This window comes from Tolypothrix sp. PCC 7712 (assembly GCF_025860405.1).
In the GTDB taxonomy this organism is placed as follows: Bacteria; Cyanobacteriota; Cyanobacteriia; order Cyanobacteriales; family Nostocaceae; genus Aulosira; species Aulosira diplosiphon.
Map to the genome: position 1 here is coordinate 177355 of NZ_CP063785.1, position 18621 is coordinate 195975.

General features: G+C 44.1%; 21 protein-coding genes. 12 read left to right on the top strand and 9 right to left on the bottom strand.

Going from position 1 to position 18621, the window contains the following annotated elements; genetic code table 11:
- The first annotated feature begins 52 nt into the window (after positions 1-52).
- Together HGR01_RS00745 and HGR01_RS41885 are read left to right on the top strand one after the other, a co-directional pair.
- Complete coding sequence (locus tag HGR01_RS00745) at positions 53-907, top strand: sulfite exporter TauE/SafE family protein (RefSeq protein ID WP_045867844.1); 855 nt, start codon at positions 53-55, stop codon at positions 905-907.
- Positions 908-915: 8 nt separating this feature from the next.
- Complete coding sequence (locus tag HGR01_RS41885) at positions 916-1059, top strand: hypothetical protein (RefSeq protein ID WP_168160926.1); 144 nt, start codon at positions 916-918, stop codon at positions 1057-1059.
- Here the strand turns inward: HGR01_RS41885 and HGR01_RS00750 are convergent.
- Together HGR01_RS00750 and HGR01_RS00755 are read right to left on the bottom strand one after the other, a co-directional pair.
- Positions 1019-1294, bottom strand: coding sequence for a BrnA antitoxin family protein (locus HGR01_RS00750; RefSeq protein ID WP_045867845.1), 276 nt, complete (start codon positions 1292-1294; stop codon positions 1019-1021). The two genes, HGR01_RS41885 and HGR01_RS00750, sit on opposite strands and share 41 nt — an antisense overlap.
- On the bottom strand, positions 1257-1532 hold the full coding sequence (locus tag HGR01_RS00755; protein ID WP_045867846.1) for a BrnT family toxin: 276 nt from the start codon (positions 1530-1532) through the stop codon (positions 1257-1259). The genes HGR01_RS00750 and HGR01_RS00755 overlap by 38 nt, the downstream gene beginning before the upstream one ends.
- 175 nt (positions 1533-1707) lie before the next feature.
- Here HGR01_RS00755 and HGR01_RS00760 point away from each other — a divergent pair, with 175 nt between their 5' ends.
- From HGR01_RS00760 to HGR01_RS00795, 8 genes are all read left to right on the top strand, one after another.
- A complete protein-coding gene (locus HGR01_RS00760) occupies positions 1708-2994 on the top strand; it encodes a glycosyltransferase (RefSeq protein WP_045867847.1) in 1287 nt (428 codons plus the stop codon).
- 481 nt (positions 2995-3475) lie between these two features.
- On the top strand, positions 3476-4111 hold the full coding sequence (locus HGR01_RS00765) for a chemotaxis protein CheB (RefSeq protein WP_045867848.1): 636 nt from the start codon (positions 3476-3478) through the stop codon (positions 4109-4111).
- A gap of 208 nt (positions 4112-4319) precedes the next feature.
- A complete protein-coding gene (locus tag HGR01_RS00770) occupies positions 4320-5426 on the top strand; it encodes an ATP-binding protein (protein WP_045867849.1) in 1107 nt (368 codons plus the stop codon).
- Positions 5427-5537: 111 nt separating this feature from the next.
- Positions 5538-5711 (top strand): hypothetical protein, encoded by a 174-nt coding sequence (locus HGR01_RS00775; RefSeq protein WP_155538940.1) that lies wholly within the window; start codon positions 5538-5540, stop codon positions 5709-5711.
- Positions 5712-5877: 166 nt separating this feature from the next.
- On the top strand, positions 5878-6165 hold the full coding sequence (locus HGR01_RS00780; protein WP_045867850.1) for a GIY-YIG nuclease family protein: 288 nt from the start codon (positions 5878-5880) through the stop codon (positions 6163-6165).
- 40 nt (positions 6166-6205) lie between these two features.
- The gene (locus HGR01_RS00785; RefSeq protein WP_155538942.1) at positions 6206-6358 is read left to right on the top strand and encodes a hypothetical protein; all 153 of its coding nucleotides are present in this window, start codon (positions 6206-6208) and stop codon (positions 6356-6358) included.
- A gap of 92 nt (positions 6359-6450) precedes the next feature.
- Entirely contained in the window at positions 6451-8793 is a 2343-nt protein-coding gene (locus HGR01_RS00790; protein ID WP_045867851.1) for an AAA family ATPase, read from the top strand.
- A complete protein-coding gene (locus tag HGR01_RS00795) occupies positions 8778-9125 on the top strand; it encodes a hypothetical protein (RefSeq protein WP_063749805.1) in 348 nt (115 codons plus the stop codon). Before HGR01_RS00790 ends, HGR01_RS00795 begins: the two co-directional genes overlap by 16 nt.
- 424 nt (positions 9126-9549) lie before the next feature.
- Here HGR01_RS00795 and sppA read toward each other — a convergent pair whose 3' ends face one another.
- From sppA to HGR01_RS00815, 4 genes are all read right to left on the bottom strand, one after another.
- Positions 9550-11382, bottom strand: a complete 1833-nt coding sequence (sppA, locus tag HGR01_RS00800) for a signal peptide peptidase SppA (protein WP_045867852.1) — start codon at positions 11380-11382, stop codon at positions 9550-9552.
- A 297-nt stretch (positions 11383-11679) separates the two neighbouring features.
- A complete protein-coding gene (gene fni / locus HGR01_RS00805) occupies positions 11680-12729 on the bottom strand; it encodes a type 2 isopentenyl-diphosphate Delta-isomerase (RefSeq protein ID WP_045867853.1) in 1050 nt (349 codons plus the stop codon).
- Entirely contained in the window at positions 12726-12977 is a 252-nt protein-coding gene (locus HGR01_RS00810; protein ID WP_052335041.1) for a hypothetical protein, read from the bottom strand. Before HGR01_RS00810 ends, fni begins: the two co-directional genes overlap by 4 nt.
- Entirely contained in the window at positions 12967-14313 is a 1347-nt protein-coding gene (locus HGR01_RS00815; RefSeq protein WP_194007958.1) for a GTP-binding protein, read from the bottom strand. The genes HGR01_RS00810 and HGR01_RS00815 overlap by 11 nt, the downstream gene beginning before the upstream one ends.
- Positions 14314-14633: 320 nt before the next feature.
- On the opposite strand from HGR01_RS00815, the gene HGR01_RS00820 reads away from it, so the two are divergent.
- The gene (locus HGR01_RS00820; protein WP_045867855.1) at positions 14634-14879 is read left to right on the top strand and encodes a type II toxin-antitoxin system ParD family antitoxin; all 246 of its coding nucleotides are present in this window, start codon (positions 14634-14636) and stop codon (positions 14877-14879) included.
- Between the two features lie 22 nt (positions 14880-14901).
- Here the strand turns inward: HGR01_RS00820 and HGR01_RS00825 are convergent, their stop codons facing one another.
- Positions 14902-15177 carry a type II toxin-antitoxin system prevent-host-death family antitoxin gene (locus HGR01_RS00825; RefSeq protein WP_045867856.1) on the bottom strand — a complete coding sequence of 92 codons (276 nt, stop codon included), beginning with the start codon at positions 15175-15177 and terminating at the stop codon, positions 14902-14904.
- A gap of 382 nt (positions 15178-15559) precedes the next feature.
- Here HGR01_RS00825 and HGR01_RS00830 point away from each other — a divergent pair, with 382 nt between their 5' ends.
- Positions 15560-16510, top strand: a complete 951-nt coding sequence (locus HGR01_RS00830) for a class I SAM-dependent methyltransferase (RefSeq protein WP_045867857.1) — start codon at positions 15560-15562, stop codon at positions 16508-16510.
- A 168-nt stretch (positions 16511-16678) separates the two neighbouring features.
- Here HGR01_RS00830 and HGR01_RS00835 read toward each other — a convergent pair whose 3' ends face one another.
- Together HGR01_RS00835 and psbA are read right to left on the bottom strand one after the other, a co-directional pair.
- Positions 16679-16828, bottom strand: coding sequence for a hypothetical protein (locus tag HGR01_RS00835; RefSeq protein WP_155538944.1), 150 nt, complete (start codon positions 16826-16828; stop codon positions 16679-16681).
- A 245-nt stretch (positions 16829-17073) separates the two neighbouring features.
- Positions 17074-18156, bottom strand: coding sequence for a photosystem II q(b) protein (gene psbA, locus HGR01_RS00840; protein WP_194007948.1), 1083 nt, complete (start codon positions 18154-18156; stop codon positions 17074-17076).
- Between the last annotated feature and the right edge of the window lie 465 nt (positions 18157-18621).

Sequence of the window (18621 nt, forward strand, 5' to 3'; positions counted from 1 at the left end):
GCGTAAGCCTTCCCGCAGGGTATTTTGAATTTTGAATTCGGAGCGAAGCGACGTGTGGATTGTTGGGCATCTATTAGCTGCTTGTATTGGGTTAAGCTTGGGCTTAATTGGCGGTGGTGGTTCGGTGCTAGCGCTGCCAATCTTAGTTTATGTCATGGGTGTACCGCCAAAATCTGCGTTCGTCGAAGACGTTGGCGCAGCCATCGCTATGACGTTGGTAATTGTCGGTACAGTTAGCATACTGGGATTGATTCCCCACTGGCGAGCTAAGAATGTCAGCTTCAAAACGGCATTAATTTTTGGTTCCGCCACAATGTTGGGTGCATTTATTGGGGCGAAAATTGCTACGCTTCCAGTAGTCACCGAAAGCTTTCAAATGTTGCTGTTTGCAATCATGATGTTGCTTGCAGCAGTATTTATGATTCGCCGTAGTTCTAAACCTATCCCCGCAGATCCACAACTAGCATTTTATCCCCGACCTGTTTGTAAATATTGCTGGTTGTGGTTAATGACTGAAGGCTTAGGCGTAGGAGTATTAACTGGCTTAGTGGGTGTCGGTGGTAGATTTGCTATTGTCCCCGCTTTGGTACTCTTAGGAAATGTACCCATGAAAAAAGCGATTGGTACATCACTGCTGATTATTATTTTTAATTCAGTTACAGGCTTTTTGGGCTATCTAGGCCATATTGATCTTAATTGGAATTTGATGTTTTCCTTTATTATTGCTGCGAGTGCAGGAAGCGTACCTGGGGCGTATTTGGCTCAGTATGTACCAGCGCAAAGATTGCAAAAATTCTTTGGCTATTTTCTTCTCACAATTGGGGCTTTAGTTTTACTACAAAATCGCCATACCCCGCAATCATCTCACGTACCACAACATTATTCTGCAAGGATAATGCAGAGGTAAGAGGCTGGGTGCAAAGTTACGATAGCCGTTATGTTCGTCCGCCAATTATTTACAGTGATGTGGTTCGCACTACACCAATGACGTTACTGAAATTGGTCTTACCCAAACGGATTATTGGTGTGCTTCCATATACGCTCGTAGCAATTGATTGATTTGTGTTTGATAGCCTCGCCCTTGGGACTTAAACCACTCCAATACATCGCTATCGATGCGAAGTGTAACTTGAGACTTGGTTTTTGTAGCAGGTAAACCCCGTCTCACAATTGCCTTAGCAAACATTTCCGGTGTAATCTCTGGGCATTCTGATAAATCAATATCTTCATCGCTCATTGCATCCAGTCGTTGCCAATCAGTTTGAGAGTTGCTCGAAGTAGGTTCGTTGTTCATATTTCGTCGCCTTTCTTGCAGAAATAATACGGGTACAATCCTCACGTTCTGTATGGACAACGGCAATAACTCGCCCTTGCAACAAACCGAATGTGACAAAACGCTGCTCTCCATAATTGTAGCGATCGTCCTCAACTGTTATGATATCGCCATCAAATACAGATGGAACATCGGTAAAATCGATGCCGTGTTTATGAAGATTAGCAAGACGTTTTGCTTCATCCCATTTATATTCCATAACTGAACGACAGCTACAATATCCTATTGTAGTTACAAATTGTCGTTACCGTTCCAATACTTATCGGTTAAGGGCAAAAGGGGAAGGGGAAAAGGGGCAAGAAAAAACCTCCATAACAAAGATAAAGGGAAAAGTCAGTATAATATATATCCAAACTGAAGATAATTGCTAAACAGTGGGAAAAAGCATCTATCAGCCCAGGAAAGATATTAGCGCTCATCGCGATCGCCGTTTAAAGGCAACTCTAGTATTATTACTGGTGTGGGGTTTTGTCATTTTGTTGCATTGGCTACCACAAGCGCAATGGTTGATGGTAGGTTTAACAGCAACTTTGGCTGTGCAAACTCTGCGAATGCTGATAGTAAAACCTGCGCCTTTGGTAATTGAGAGTGATGCTGATTTACCGCAGGTATCAATTTTAATTCCGGCTAAAAATGAAAGTGCTGTCTTAGCTGATTTAGTTTACAGTTTATATGAATTAAATTATCCGCGCGATCGCCTGGATATTTGGGTGATTGATGACGGTAGTACAGACGCAACACCCCAGATTTTGCAGCAATTACAAGCTGAATTCCCAACGCTACAAGTTCATCAACGGGAATCAAAAGGTGGTAAATCGGGGGCGCTAAATGCGGTTTTTCCTTTGACGCGAGGAGAAATTATCTTAGTTTGCGATGCGGATGCGCTGCTTCCTGCTAATTTTCTCATGGCAACTGTACCTGTGTTTCAGAAACCTGGTGTTGGTGCTGTACAGGTGCGAAAAGCAATTATGAATGCAGAGGCTAATTTCTTAACTCGTTGTCAGCAAATGGAGATGAATTGCGATAGCTTTTTGCAAACTCATCGCATTGCTATTGGAGGAATGTCGGAACTGCGGGGTAATGGAATGTTAGTGCGGCGAGAATTACTCGCAAGGTGTCAAGGTTGGAGTGAAGACACTGTTACTGATGATTTGGATCTCTGTTTTAAATTGTATTTATTAGGTACAGAAATTGAGTTTGTTACCTTTGCCACAATTCAAGAAGAAGCGGTAACAACTTGGCAAAACTTATGGCCGCAACATTGTCGCTGGGCGGAAGGTGGCTATCAGCGTTACCTCGATTATTTTCCGCAAATTCTAACTTTGGGCTGGAATAAATCTATTGATTTACTCTTATTTTTTCTCTTGCAATTTTTACTTCCTATTGGGCTGATACCTGATTTATTGTGGACAATTTTAAAAAGCGATCGCCCTGTTTTATTACCCCTACAAACCTTACTCAGCATTATTCTCACAGTGGCTTTTATCGCCGGAATTTATCAATATCAAAATTTACGCGGATGGTCTTTACTTTGGGCAACTATCCAAGGTTCAATTTACATGATGCATTGGATTCCCGCGATGATTGTTACCACCTTCAAGTTATGTTTCCAAAAACCGCGATCGCACTGGATTAAAACTGAGCATCAGAGAAAAACTTAGCAGAGGAAGTATAAACCTTGTAGAGACGCGATTCATCGCGTCTTTTAATTGCATCTCTTCATCGCGTCTGTTCATCGCGCTTCTTCATCGCTTCTGTTGCAACGCTGCAAAGTTCTGCCTAACGAGGGAATCAATTAATTTATGGATTCAAGTAATATTTACTAAATGTACATAAACAACATTTTACATACATATTTAACTCATATTTGATTTCTCAAAAAAATCAGTAGAGTTTAATTATTTATTTTTGGTTCCCTGTTAAAAGTTACCTGCTTAGATAAATAGTTTTATAAATTAAATCGCATTGCTATATTATCGCTGGTACACTCAAATTTTGGCTAGTTGTTCGGGCTAATCTCTGATAACGCGAAACAAAATCTATTGTTGTGATTGCTTAAAACTAAAGCTTATTCCACTTGTGGGAGCAGTAGGCAAGCAAGCGCTAACTTTATGTAACATCCCAACGTACACTGCTCACATAATGAACTCTAAGCGGTCTGCTAAAAAATCTCCAGCCAAGTCCCCATCTGCTCAATCTTCAAATAATGAGCAGGAGAATAATCAAGATGAATTATTTCCGATTGTGGGGATGGGTGCTTCTGCGGGTGGAATAGAAGCTTTCACAGAATTGCTGAATCATTTACCCAATGATACTGGGATGGCATTTGTCATAGTGCAGCACTTGAGTCCTAACCAAAAAAGTCTGTTAAGCGAGATTCTCTCACGCTCAACCGAAATGCCTGTAGTAGAAGTGCAGAATGGCATGGTTGTGGAACCGAATCATGTGTACGTGATTCCGCCTAATGCCAAGATGACTATTGCTCAGGGAGTGCTGAACTTGGCCCCTCGGGGTAGAATCTATGGGTTGTTTATGTCAGTAGATGCTTTCTTAATTTCCTTAGCAGAGGAGCGGGGAAGTAAAGCAATTGGCGTAGTACTATCGGGGAGTGATGGCGATGGTGCACGGGGGCTAGAACATATCAAAGATGCTGGTGGTATTACTTTTGCCCAGTGCCAAAGCTCGGCAAAAGTCGGTGGGATGCCAAGTACTGCTGTGGCTTCGGGTAATGTAGATCTACAGTGCTGCTATTTGTATCTGTTACCTGTTGTGTATTAACTTGGTTTTGGTTATCCATTTTGCTTGCCCTCGCAATTAACTCTACAATCTATTGAAATTGGTCAATAGACGAGAACTTAGCTGAGAGATAGTTGACTTTTAGCGGATTTATCAGGTGATTTGTAGTCTTGGTTGAGTTTAGCCCATGATGCTGTCGCACTTGCTACTCTACAATTAACTGTGAATTGGTATGAACAGATGAGGCGTAATGGCGCGATCGCTTCGGGTAGCTCCAGAGTATATTAAAACAGTTAAGTCAGCACCTTTGCGGAATGGCTATCCCAGCCAGCAGTCATTGGCTGCTGATTCAGGAATTTCTCTATCCACCGTTAAAAACTTTCTGAGCGGTAAACCTGTCGATTATCTCAATTTTGTAGAACTTAGCGACAAGTTGGGATTAAATTGGCAAGAAATTGCATCCAAAGAACTAGAAACTCAACCATCTACACCCCAGCCAACCAACGGCGAAGCCTCACCCTTCATTACTGGCTCACCCATTACTCAACCACGTCACTTTTTTGGACGCGAGAAAGAACTAAAACGCCTCTTCCACTTACTCAAACGCCATCCCCTGCAAAACGCCGCCATCATCGGTAAAAAGCGCAGTGGTAAAACATCTCTGCTACATTACCTCAAAAATATCACCACCACCCCAGCATCACAGCTACGTCTTAATCAAAAGTCTGATTGGCTACCAAATCCAGAAAGTTATCAGTGGATTTTCATAGACTTGCAAGACGCAAGAATGCAGAATCGCGAAGGATTGCTCAAGTACATTTTAGAATCCTTGAAACTGCAAATACCAAACCCTTGCGACTTAGATTATTTTATGGATGTAGTCAGCAGTAACTTGCATCAACCCACAGTCATTTTATTAGATGAAATTGGCGTGGGATTGCAACGCTGTCCAGAATTAGATGATGGATTTTGGGAAAGCTTGCGTTCCTTAGCGACTAACCACACAGGCGGAAATCTGGCGTTTATCTTAGCTACTCCAGAATCACCAATTGAACTGGCGTACAGTACCGGACATAGTTCACCCTTCTTTAATATTTTTGGCTACACCGCATATTTAGGAGCATTGACAGAAGCAGAAGCGCGAGAATTAATAGCCAGTTCCCCCATTCCTTTTGATGCTGAGGATGTAGAGTGGATTTTCAATCAAAGTCAGCGTTTGCCAATTTTATTACAAATTCTCTGTAGGGAAAGATTATTTACTTTAGAAGAAGGTGAGGAAGATGAAAATTGGCGAGAAGAAGCTTTAATACAGCTTCAGCCATTTGCTAATTTGCTAGATAAAGAAAAGGAGGGCTGAAAATGCTTTTTCGTAATTATCAAGAGTAAATAATTAAACATAATTAATTACACAATGTTATTGCGATCGCATGAGAGGAGATTGCTTCATTCCGCTATCGCTACATTCGCAATGACGGACTCTTTGTTATTGCGAGCGCAGCGAAGCAATCCCAGGGCGATCGCATGGGAGGAGATTGCTTTATTCCGCTATCGCTCCATTCGCAATGACAGACTCTTTGTCATTGCGAGCGCAGCGAAGCAATCCCAAGGCGATCGCATCAAGGAGATTGTGTTATTCTGCTGATGCTACATTCACAATAACTCACGTTGTCATTGCGAGCGCAGCGAAGCAATCCCAAGGTGATCGCATCGAGGCGATTGCTTCATTCCGCTGACGCTCCATTCGCAATGACAATACATTATCTACGCAGTTAATATTGTGAAAATTATTAGATATTTTGCACAAATAAATGAATCAACAATATTATCTGTACATTATGACAAATAAATATAATAATGTGCTTTATACAGGAGTAACCAACGATTTACAAAGAAGAGTTTACGAACATAAATCGAAATTGATAGAGGGATTTACTAAAAAATACAATATTACCAAATTAGTTTATTACGAAATTTTTGACGATGCCTATACAGCGATTAGTAGAGAAAAGCAGATTAAAGCTGGCTCTAGGCAAAAGAAGATTGATTTAGTTAATGGTGTAAATAATGAATGGAAAGATTTATATGAGGAATTGTAGATTATAGGTTAGGCGATCGCACTGAGAGGAGGTTGCTTCATTGCGCTGTCGCTCCATTCGCAATGACGGACTCTTTGTCATTGCGATCGCAGTGCAGCTATCTCAAGGCGATCACATAGAGGAGATTGCTTCATTGCGCTGTCGCTCCATTCGCAATGACAAAAAATCTGTCATTGCGAGCGGAACGAAGTGAAGCGAAGCAATCTCAGTCTTTGCACTTGACTGCGCTAATGCTACATTCACAATGACATAGTTAATTACAGCGTCAACCCGAACCGGGAAACTATGGCATCGCCAAACATACCCCACAACGCCTACACCAATGCACCGCAACAGCACCCTAACTTGATACTGGGTAGCCTACAACTGCTGTTTTGGCTCTTCTTCCGTCCTGCAGCCTGGCGTAACCACCTCAAACGCATTGACTCAACGTTAGACACCGATATCTCTTTAATTACCTTTATAGGACAAGGAAGATGGCGAAATCTTGCTCTGTGGAGACTTTTTATCCAGGGATATATCATCTTACCTATCCTGGTTAACTTACTGCTGGGTTTGGTGCTGTGGGCATTAGGTACACCAACTGCAACTATATTTATTAGCGTACCGTTCGGCTTGGCGGTAGGCTTGGTAGTGGGCTTGGTGTTCGGCTTGGCGGTAGGCTTGGCGTTTGTCTTGGCGTTCGGCTTGGCGTTTATCTTGGCATTTGCTTGGACGTTTGGCTTGGTGTTTGTCTTAGCGTTTGGCTTAGCGTTCGGCTTGACGTTTGGCTTGGCGTTCGGTTGGACGTTTGGCTTGGCGGTAGGCTGGGCGGTAAGCTTGGTGACAGGCTTGACGTTTGGCTTGGGGGTAGGCTTGGCATTCGGCTTGGCGGTAGGCTTGGTGGGAGGCTTGGCGGTAGGTTTGGTATTCGGCTTGGCAGTAGGCTTGGGTTTAACTATTCACTCATGGCGACCTTTCTTATCCTTTCCATTTCTCACAGTATGGAATTATCGACTCTTCAGATTAGACAAAATACGTAATGCTAAAAGTCCTTGTGTATTTCGCTATCACTCTGCATTCTGGGATGAATGGCAGCGTTTACATCTATTGGGCTTAGATGAGTATCTGCTTTTTGTCATCGAAAATAACCCAGTTGAAGGAAAAGCAGCCTTAGAATACTTGAGTACCAGTCATCAACGCTGGGCAGTTCAAGCAGTCCAAATTGAACTGGATGCTAGAAGTTTAGAAAACTGCGGCGATGTAGATGCTATCCGTCAAGTTCATCATAGATTGGCAAATGGCGAACTTGAAAGCCCAGTTCGCACTCTACTTAACATTTTCAGTCGTATCAGCGAAGATGTGAATGCTGCACTGAATCAAACAACTACTTACAACAAACGCCTAGCCCTCAGTCCTATCATTGACCGTTTAGACGTAAACTTGCAGGAATTTACTCGCAGTAGCGACAAATACACAATCCGTTTCCGTCCCATTGCCAAAAGTTGGCGTGAAATCATAGCCAAGCATACAGAAGAACTGGCAAAAGCTACCGAACTCCTTCAAGAAATTGACTCACCTTACATTACTGGTAATCCCATTACACTAGAGCAAGGAATTTTCACAGGTCGTAATGACATTGGTACACGCATTGAGCAATTACTTCTAGACCGCCGTCGTCCACCTTTGCTACTCTACGGTCAGCGGCGTATGGGTAAAACTTCTCTACTCAATAACTTAGGAAAGCTGCTACCTAATACCATCATCCCCATGTTTGTAGACTTGCAAGGCGCACCCTCATCAGCTAGCAACCACGCAGGTTTTCTCTACAATCTGACAAGAGAAATGGTGAAATCAGCAAAACAGCAAGGTGTTACCCTACCACCCCTCACCCGCGAAGAGCTAACCTCTGACCCCTTTACCAGCTTTGACGAATGGCTAGATACAGTAGAACAGGTACTTGAAGAAAATACCGCCTTGCTAATGCTAGATGAGTTCGAGGTGCTAGACAGTGCCATAACCAAAGGACGCTTTGATGAGCAAGATATTCTAGGAATGCTGCGTCACCTCATCCAACATCGTCCCCGATTTAAGGTGTTGCTAGCTGGTTCCCATACAATTGAAGAATATCAACGCTGGGCTAGTTATCTCATTAATGTGCAGGTAGTGCATATCTCATACCTGAAAGAAGCAGAAGCGCGACAACTCATTGAACGCCCTGTAAAAGATTTTACCCTACGCTATGAACCTGACGCGGTTGAGCGAGTTTTGCAACTTACCCGTTGTCACCCGTTTTTGATACAACTACTTTGTGCAGAAATTATCGCCCTCAAAAATGAGCAAGACCCCTCTGTTCGCAGGTTGGCGACTTTAGCTGATGTAGAAGCAGCAATTCCCGAAGCTTTTAAAAGTGGCGGTTTCTTCTTCGCTGATATTCAAAATAACCAAGTAGATGATCATGGTAGGGGAATTTTACGCTTCATTGCAGCCCAAGGGGAAGGGGCGATGGTGAATATTCAAGCTATATCGCAACTGTTTCCTAATGCTGATCAGACTCTCAAGTTGCTGCTGCAAAGGGAGTTGATTGAGGAAATTGGGCAAGATTATGGCTTTAGTGTGGAGTTGATTCGCCGTTGGTTTACTCTGTAACAACTTGCGCGGAACACGGAAATGTTAAAGCTGAAGTTCCTACAACTTGCGCGGAACACGGAAACGTTAAAGCTGAAGTTTCTACAGCTTGCGCGAAACACGGAAATGTTAAAGCTGAAGTTCCTACAGCTTGCGCGGAACACGGAAATGTTAAAGCTGAAGTTCCTACAGCTTGCGCGGAACACGGAAATGTTAAAGCTGAAGTTCCTACAGCTTTAACGGAAGTTTCTACAACTCAAGCAGAACCTGAAAACGTTGAGGCGCAAGTTTCTACAGTAACGCACCGCCAACGATCAGCTAATACCAAATCAAATAATGTTGGCGACAGATAAATTCTTTGTAGGGGCATGGCATCCACAATCTTTTGGCATATCAAATATCTTACTGGTGCCGTGCCCTACCCATTAGTCGCGTTCTTTTTTCAAAACTGTACAATATCAAATAATGTTGGCGACCTATCAATATATTCTAGAGGACATGGCAGTGCCCAGTGGTGCCAACTTCAGCTAAAAGCGATATAGGGCGGGCATTGTACAAATACCTCACACCCTCATCCCCTAACCCCTTCTCCCCCAGGAGAAGGGGAATTAAATCTCTTGCTCCCCTCTCCCGGCGGGAGAGGGGCTGGGGGTGAGGGCGAAACCTTGCAACAAAGAGGGTTTTACGTTAAGTTGACACCACTGGGCGACAACACACCCTACGCATCCCCTGCTATTACCAATTACCAATTACCCAATAACCAATGACAAATGCCAACTACTCAATTTTGAGGTTAAATGGTAAACGTGCGTAGACTCCTTGGGGATCGTTCATTTTTTGCATAACTGATAATTCCTCTTGGAGTTTGGCAAATTCGGCGGTGAGGGGATTGGATTGTTTTACCTGCGCCTTGGGAATTCCTAAAACACTGCGCGCTTCTTGGGTGGATATGCCAAAAAAGCGTTCTTCAAAGCTGCTATTTTGGGGATATTCTTTGACTTGCCAATCTTTGCCGAGTTTTGCTTGTTTGGCTGCATATTCTATCGCTGCACTCAATCCGCCAATTTCATCGACTAAACCAATTTCTTTGGCGGCTGTACCAGACCAAACTCTACCTTGGGCAATTTCTGCTACTCTGGTTCCTGGGAGTTTGCGACCTTGAGATACTTTATTGAGGAACATATTGTAAATGCGGTTAACACTGCGCTGATAAAGTGCTAACTCTTCGGGTGATTTGGGACGCGAAACCGTTTGACTATCAGCATAACGTCCAGTTTTCACAGAATCCCAGGTAACACCATGATCATTGGCTAATTTTTGTCCGTTGAATAGTAAACCAAATACGCCAATGGAACCTGTAATAGTATTGGGTTCAGCAAAAATCCGGTTAGAATCGCTAGCTATCCAGTAACCACCAGAGGCGGCGACATCTCCCATAGAAACTACTACTGGTTTGACTTGACGAGTTAATCGCACTTCGCGTTGCATGACTTCGGCGGCTGTAGCGCTACCACCAGGACTATTAACTCGCAAAATCACAGCTTTGATATCATCGTCTTGGCGGAGTTTGTTGAAGATTTTCGCATAGCGATCGCCTCCTACTTCACCATCGCCACCTTTACCATCAACTATCTCGCCTTCTGCATAGACTACAGCAATTTTATTTTTGGATTTGCGTTCTACACCCAATGTTTTCCCAGGAACTTGGGCGTATTCACTGAGGCTAATTTGGCGGAAGGTTTTATCATCTTTATCGCTATCGGTTAATTTTTTCAAATCGCTTACCACTTCATCAAGATAAGCTACCCGATCTACTAAACCATTAGACTTGGCTTGTGGTGCTTCTAATACTGCTTGATTATCTGCGATCGCCTGTAATTTGTCTGCGCCCATTTTGCGACTTCCACCCACAGCAACGCGCCATTCTCGCCAAACATCATCTAACAATTTCTGCGTTTGTTCGCGGTTTTCTGGACTCAGTTGTTTCAAAATAAAGGGTTCGACTGCGCCTTTAAATTTCCCGACGCGCACCACCTGTACCCCAATCCCATATTTCTCTAATGCACCAGCCAGAAACATCGGCTGAGAACTTAAACCGTTAACTTCCATCATCCCCAAGGGATTCAGCACAACAGTATCGGCTACGGAACTGAGATAATAATCTTTTTCGTCCCAGTCTTTACCATAAGCTATTACCTTTTTCCCCGCCGCACGGAACTGCTGCAATTCTTGGCGAATTTCCTTTAAGGATGCATAACCTGCACCATTACTTCCCGCCTGGCTTGCATCTAGATAAATACCTACAATTCTTGGATCGCGTCGCGCCTTTTCTAAGGTATCCAAAACGCTGCGAAGTCCCATTCTGTTTTCTTCTACACCTGAGACTACCTTCTCAATAAAGCCATCAGTTTTTGGTTCGCCATCGGTGATGTTCATTGATAAGTCAAAAACAATCATAGATTTATCTTTGACTTCCGGCCCCGTATCTTTAGAACTAGCAGCAGCAAATAGCAATAAAAATAGTCCAGTAGTACCAATACCACTAAAAATAATAAGTCCTAATAAGCTGCCAACCAAGCTGGCAAAGGTTTGTTGAACAAAAGTACGCATAGAGTATGAAGGCTGAAGTATGAAGTATGAAATATGAATGATGAACTATAAATAACGCAAAACTTGTTAAGATAGACCCTCATGGAAAAACCAAGGGCTAAAAATTCCTTTCCCCAGTCCCCAATCCCCAGTCCCCAGTCCCTAATCCCCAATCCCCATTACCCCTTATCCCCAGAGGGGGCCCCGAGTTCCCCAATCCCCAGTCCCCAATCCCCAGTCCCCAATCCCCAGTCCCTAATCCCCAGTCCCCTACAATTCACCCTGAAAATTTCCATCTGTGTGTTACATACGTGGTTACTATTGTATCCGTTGTAAACTTCCAGAAAGCTTTAATTGTTCTAAAGTTGCGTTACCAGTACAGAATAAAACTGTTGTAATTTCAGCAATTAATACCTCAACTAAATCCTTCACTGCGGCTTCGGATAAAGCTGCTGCTTGCAAAAATGGCATTGCTAAACCAGCGATATCTGCTCCCAGTGCGATCGCTTTTGCGACATCCAAGCCATGACGCAACCCACCCGAAGCGATTAATGGTACATCTGGTGCGATCGCACGAATTGCTGTAATACAATCGGCCGTTGGTAAACCCCAATCAGCAAAAGTCTTACCTAAACGACGTTGCAAAGCATTATCCGCCCGTTCGCTTTCCACCTTAGCCCAAGATGTACCCCCTGCACCCGCCACATCAATCGCCTTAACTCCCGCCGCTAGCAATTTTTCCGCCATAACTGCAGAAATTCCATTACCTACTTCCTTGACAATCACTGGCACTGGCAGTTCATTGCACAATATACATATCTTGTCAAGCAGTCCGCGAAAATTCGTATCTCCCTTGGATTGAATGCATTCTTGTAGAGGGTTGAGGTGCAAAATCAAAGCATCAGCTTCTAAAATCTCGATGACGCGCAGACATTCAGCCAAACCATATTTATAGTTAAGTTGCACAGCCCCCAAATTCGCCAGTAACAACACATCAGGAGCATACTTGCGAACCGCAAAAGTATCAGCCACCTGGGGTTTCTCCACCGCTACACGCTGAGAACCCACACCCATAGCAATTTTGTACTCTTGAGCCACTTCTGCCAAGCGGCGGTTAATAATTCCCGCTTCTTCAGTTCCCCCTGTCATAGAAGAAATTAACAGAGGCGCGCCTAGCTGTTTTCCCAAGAAATTAGTACTGATATCAATATCATTGCGGTCTAATTCTGGTAAACAAGAATGGCTGAAACGATAGCGTTCCAATCCACTAGTTATTTCGTGACATTGAACATCTTCTTCTAAACAGATACGAATATGTTCAGCTTTCCGAGACTGAGTTTGTGCCGAGATGCTGGTAGGAACGTTCACTGGTAGATCATAATCCAAGCTGTTGCCATCACTATTGTTACAGCCTCAGGGATTATAGGGAATGGTAATTGGTAATTGGTAATTGGTAATTGTAATTTCTTTCCTGCTTCCTCATCTCCCTCATCTCCCTCATCTCCCTCATCCCCCTCATCCCCCTCATCCCCCTCATCTCCCTCATCTCCCTCATCCCCCTCATCCCCCTCATCCCCCTCATCCCCCTCATCCCCCTCATCTCCCTCATCCCCCACCCCCTAACTCCTGGCGTAAGCGATAAACAATCGTGTTCGGCTCGACTTGGGAAAGAATTTCTTGAATGACGGTGTTAGCGCCTAATTGTCCCCAGGTGCAGCCGTTTTCTAGGTACACTTGTGCGGCTTTTCCTACAGCATAGGCTCCATAACCGGCGATTCCGGCTTGGGCGATCGCACTGCCGGCGGAGGCGGTAATATTGATGGGATTGTCACCGCTAGCTAGGGCTGCAGTACTTTTGCCTAAACCGAATAAAAAGCTACTGCCTAATTCACTCAGCAATAAGCCCCCAGAACTTAATAAAATCGTTTTTAAGATTTTCCCAGCTTCATAGCTAGTGATGGGTAAACCATACAACCGCGCTAGGGAACGAATTAATAGTAAATCGGCAATAGCACCGCCTAAAATATCTAACACGGCGATGGGGTTGAGTCCGACTACCAAAGCCTTGTATTTGGTAAACTGCCAAATAATCTCTTCGGCTTCTCGTTGGCGTAAGTCGATAGTTTTTTGAGCGATCGCGGCTTCTGCTTCCCTTGCTTGGATGAGTGCATTTAACGCTAACAGCGATCGCCCTTCACGGTTGAGAATATTTAATATTGTCTGTTTGAGTTCATCTACTTGGGTGGGTGGTGTCTCCCATTCATAAGTTACACTTCCATCAGGCCACTCAACCCGCACTTCCATTGGTGCTGGTTCCGCCGCTACCATGACAATCTCATCGGGTAACAAAGGCTCGGCTTCAGGATGTCCAGCACCCAACTGTTGCAAATTCTGGTAAATCTTGGCTCTATCTGTATCTGGGTATAGGTCGATTTTGTTAAATACTAAAATTAGGGGCTTTTGGGCTTGGCGTAAATCTAGTAGCGCTTCATACTCTGTGCGCGTAATATCACCAGAGACTACAAACAAAATTAAATCGGCTTGGCGCGCTACTTCTGTTGCCATTTGCGCTCGTGATTCGCCTTCAATTTCATCCAATCCAGGTGTATCAATTAATTCTACCTGTACCTTACCTCCTGGTTGCCAGCGCACAGAACGGGGCCATTGCGTCACGCCATTTAAAGGGCCAGTTTGTAGAACCTTGTCCCCTAATAAAGCATTCAACACCGCCGACTTTCCCCGACTCACCAAACCAAAAGCCGCAATTTTAATCACATTTGAGTCTAGTTTGTTGAGTGTGGTACTCAAAGCCTCCAATTCTGGCTTTACCAAACCCGCCAATTCTGGATTAGATGCAAGCTGTCCTGACTTGCGAAGATATCCATACCAAGACAACGCTTGTCGGAGACTAGCACGCGCACGGTTTAAATGAGTTTCTTGCAAATTACGCACTGGATTGGCTTCAGTCAAGGTGAAATTGAGAACAAATTACATCTCTATTTTGCGCTAAATTCTCATCGCTCCTTGTTATGAAAGTTCACAAAGCTGGTTTGGTTTTTGGGGAGAAGTGCTTTTGCCGGAGGCGTTGGCAGAGCGATCGCTTAAAATTAAAACTACTCCCAATACTGCTCGGTTAAGGATTTTCAACTCGGAATTGGGTTTGGGGAAAAGGTTAAAGGGTAAGGGTTAAAGGTTTTTTCTTGCCCTTTTTCCCCTTCCCCTTTTACCCTTAACCGACAAGTATTGAAACTACTCCTACTCCTAAAAAATCCATGCAAATCTTTTTGCCACCTGAAGTAGAAGCCTTGGTACAACGCCAAATTACTAGCGGGAAGTATCAAAACGCCATCGAAGTGATTCTTGCAGGGATAAAACTTCTAGAACAACAAGAAGATATCTATCAAGGACGACTACAAGAGCTGCAACAAGCAGCACAGATTGGGTTAGAAGCATCTCAACGGGGTGAAGTTGTTGAAGGCTCAACTGCAATGGCTCAAATTCGAGCCAATTTGCGTTAGCTTTCGTGCAGCGTCCATATTCTCAACTACGCACATCAAGCGCAGTCAGACGCTTGAGTTCTGCTGTAAAAGTTTCCGTTCCAACCATCCGCGAATTTGCGAGTGCGGTTTGGGCTTGTTGACCTAAAATTAAATCTTCTAATTGAGTAAGTCGGTTCATTAATTGCTCGTAGTTTTCCACCGACATAATTACATAGCTAGGCTGCGACTCTTCTGTGAGTAAAACAGGCTCAACAGCAGCTTGATTTAATACTTCACTATGGATAGTTTGGATTTCTTTAATCGAAAATTGTTGCATCTTAACAACTTAAGCACAATTTCTTAACTCTATTTTACTGTTTTACCCACTAATCACCTAATAAAGACATAATTGATTGTCTTCTTCCTCCTCTGCTTCCTCTGCTCCCCTGCTCCCTCTGCTCACCAAGGCGATTAATTATTTTTGTATTTAGTCGAGTAAAATCGCCAAAGCTTGTTGTGCGTTACTAATATTCACGAAATTTGGTACTCCCAAAAAATAAAATACATAAGCATATAGCGATAAACCAATGTAACCTCAGGCGATCGCAGTTTTCAGGTTGCTCAGTTTTATTTAATGACCATAGGCAACTGATAAACCTGATAATTATCTTGGTTTCCACCTGTCTACTTAGTTATCTTGCCTCTATTTTTGCAAGCCGATGAACAACAAGCTAAAACCAGACTGGGCGGGAGAAGATACACTCTCCAAGTTTGTCAATCTCTTGATCCAAACAAAACCCATCTATCAATTGATGAAGCAGCAAGCCAGGAAAGTACTCATCAAAACTGCTGAGAAAAATGGTGTTCCCTGGCGCAAAAACTACGAGGCGCTCAAATCATCGGGAGTCAAACAGCAAATGGCGGAGGTGACTAACCCCAATGTTGTTTATCCTGACTACTATCAAGTACCTTTCCACGCCTACAATGAAGGTAATCTTTGCTGGGATGCTGCTTTTGAAACAGAACCAGCTACCTACGCAATGGCGTTGCGGGTTTGGCCGAAAGAAAACTTAACATGGGAAGTAGCTCATGCAAGGCTCAGAGGTAGTTTTCACGAAGTTCTCGCCAAATATGGGCCGCAAGAAGTAAGAGATATTCTCGATATAGGTTGCTCAGTGGGTATTTCCACTCAAGCCTTACACCGCTACTACCAACAAAAGCAGAGTCATCCAGTGCGGACAGTGGGGCTGGATTTATCACCTTATATGCTCACCGTCGCCCGCAAACGCGATGTCAATCATGAGATATCCGAGTGGATACACGCCCAAGCTGAAAATACAGGGCTACCAGATAACTCTTTTGATTTAGTCACGCTCCAGTTTGTGACTCATGAACTTCCTGGGTATGCTAGTCAAGCAATTTTCGCAGAAGCTTTGCGACTACTGCGACCTGGTGGTGCGATCGCACTGGTAGATAATAACCCAAAATCCAGCGTCATTCAAAACCTGCCACCAGTTCTATTTACATTAATGAAAAGCACCGAACCCTGGAGCGATGAATACTACACTTTTAATATTGAAGCCACATTGCAGTCAGTCGGCTTTGCTCAACCAATTACCGTAGCCAGCGATCCTCGCCATCGCACCATCGTAGCCAAAAAACCCGCTTAGGGATTCCACATAAAAAAATAACCAATCGCTTTGGTAAGCTATGGGAGCAGAGGAAGCAGAGGAAGCAGAGGAAGAATAATACAATGATGGTCTTCGCTGCCAAAAAGGGGTAATTTAATTTCTGGAAGTTCCCTAACCCTCTGAATTTCCCCAATCCCCAATTACCCCTTATCCCCAGAGGGGGCCCCGAGTTCCCCAATCCCCAATCCCCAATCCCCAGTCCCCAATCCCCAATCCCCAATCCCCAATCCCCAATCCCCAGTCCCCAGTCCCCAGTCCCCAGTCCCCAATCCCCAGTCCCCAATCCCCAATCCCCAAAACTTTTTCCAATTTTGCATAAACTTGCCAACATGGGCTGATGGGTAAATAAGTAAAGACCTCCTAGAGTTGATTTCTCCCCTGCTTACCAGGGGTTTTTTGGTCTATAACGCTGGAAATTCATCATTATTGGATTTGGTATGAGTTTTGCGATGCGATCGCAACATCAATACACAGAAAAAGCGCCCTCCCAATTGGGAGGGCGCTTTCAATTCACAGAGAAGCTATTACTTTTGTCTCAGAAATTAGCCGTTGATAGCAGGAGCAGTTAGTGCAACAGGTGCTTGCTCACCAGCAGCCAAGTCTAAGGGGAAGTTGTGAGCGTTACGCTCGTGCATAACTTCCATACCCAAGTTAGCGCGGTTGATGATATCAGCCCAGGTGTTAACTACACGACCTTGAGAATCAATCACTGATTGGTTGAAGTTGAAACCGTTCAAGTTGAACGCCATTGTGCTTACGCCCAACGCGGTGAACCAGATACCGACTACAGGCCATGCAGCCAAGAAGAAGTGTAGAGATCGGCTGTTGTTGAAGGATGCGTATTGGAAGATTAGACGACCAAAGTAACCGTGTGCAGCTACGATGTTGTAGGTTTCTTCCTCTTGACCGAACTTGTAACCGTAGTTTTGAGATTCGTTCTCGGTGGTTTCACGAACCAAGGAGGAGGTTACCAAAGAACCGTGCATTGCGGAGAACAAGCTACCGCCGAATACACCAGCCACACCTAACATGTGGAAGGGGTGCATGAGGATGTTGTGTTCTGCTTGGAACACGATCATGAAGTTGAAGGTACCAGAGATACCCAAAGGCATACCATCGGAGAATGAACCTTGACCAATGGGGTAGATCAAGAATACTGCTGTTGCTGCTGCTACTGGTGCAGAGAATGCTAGGCAGATCCAAGGACGCATACCCAAGCGGTAAGACAATTCCCACTCACGACCGAGGTAGCAGAATACGCCGATTAAGAAGTGGAAAATTACCAATTGGTAAGGGCCGCCGTTGTACAACCACTCATCTAAGGAAGCTGCTTCCCAGATGGGGTAGAAGTGCAAACCAATAGCGTTGGAAGAAGGAACAACTGCACCAGAGACGATGTTGTTTCCGTAGATTAAGGAACCTGCAACAGGTTCACGGATACCATCGATGTCTACTGGAGGCGCTGCGATGAAGGCGATTACGAAGCAAGCGGTTGCAGCTAGTAGGGTTGGGATCATGAGGACACCGAACCAACCGATGTATAAACGGTTATTGGTGCTGGTAATCCATTCGCAGAAGCGATCCCATACGTTAGCGCTCTTGCGCTGTTGTAAGGTTGCTGTCATTGTTTTATGAATGCGATTAGTGATTTATGAATCAGACGGGTTTGCGTCTGTAACAATACTTTATACTCATTTACAAAAGTTAATCAAGTACTACTAGTTTTGTAAAACTTATATAACTAATTAGTTTTACTTATATTAAAGTTAAAATTATTACTAGTTAACTAATTAGTAATTCAAAGTTTAATACCAATTTGAAAAAAAATGCGACAGATTGTTAGGGGTAAGGCAGGGGACATTGGTGTGAACTTAACGTGAAACCCGCTCTTGTGCAAGGTTTCGCCCTCACCCCCAGCCCTTCTCCCTGTGGGAGAAGGGCGCAAGAGATTTAGTTCCCCTTCTCCTCGGGGAGAAGGGGTTAGGGGATGAGGGCGCAAGGTATTTGTACAACGCCCGCCCTATATCGCTTTTAGCTTAAGTTGACACGTATGGGCAGGGGAGCATCCCAAATGTGTAAAAACATATTTT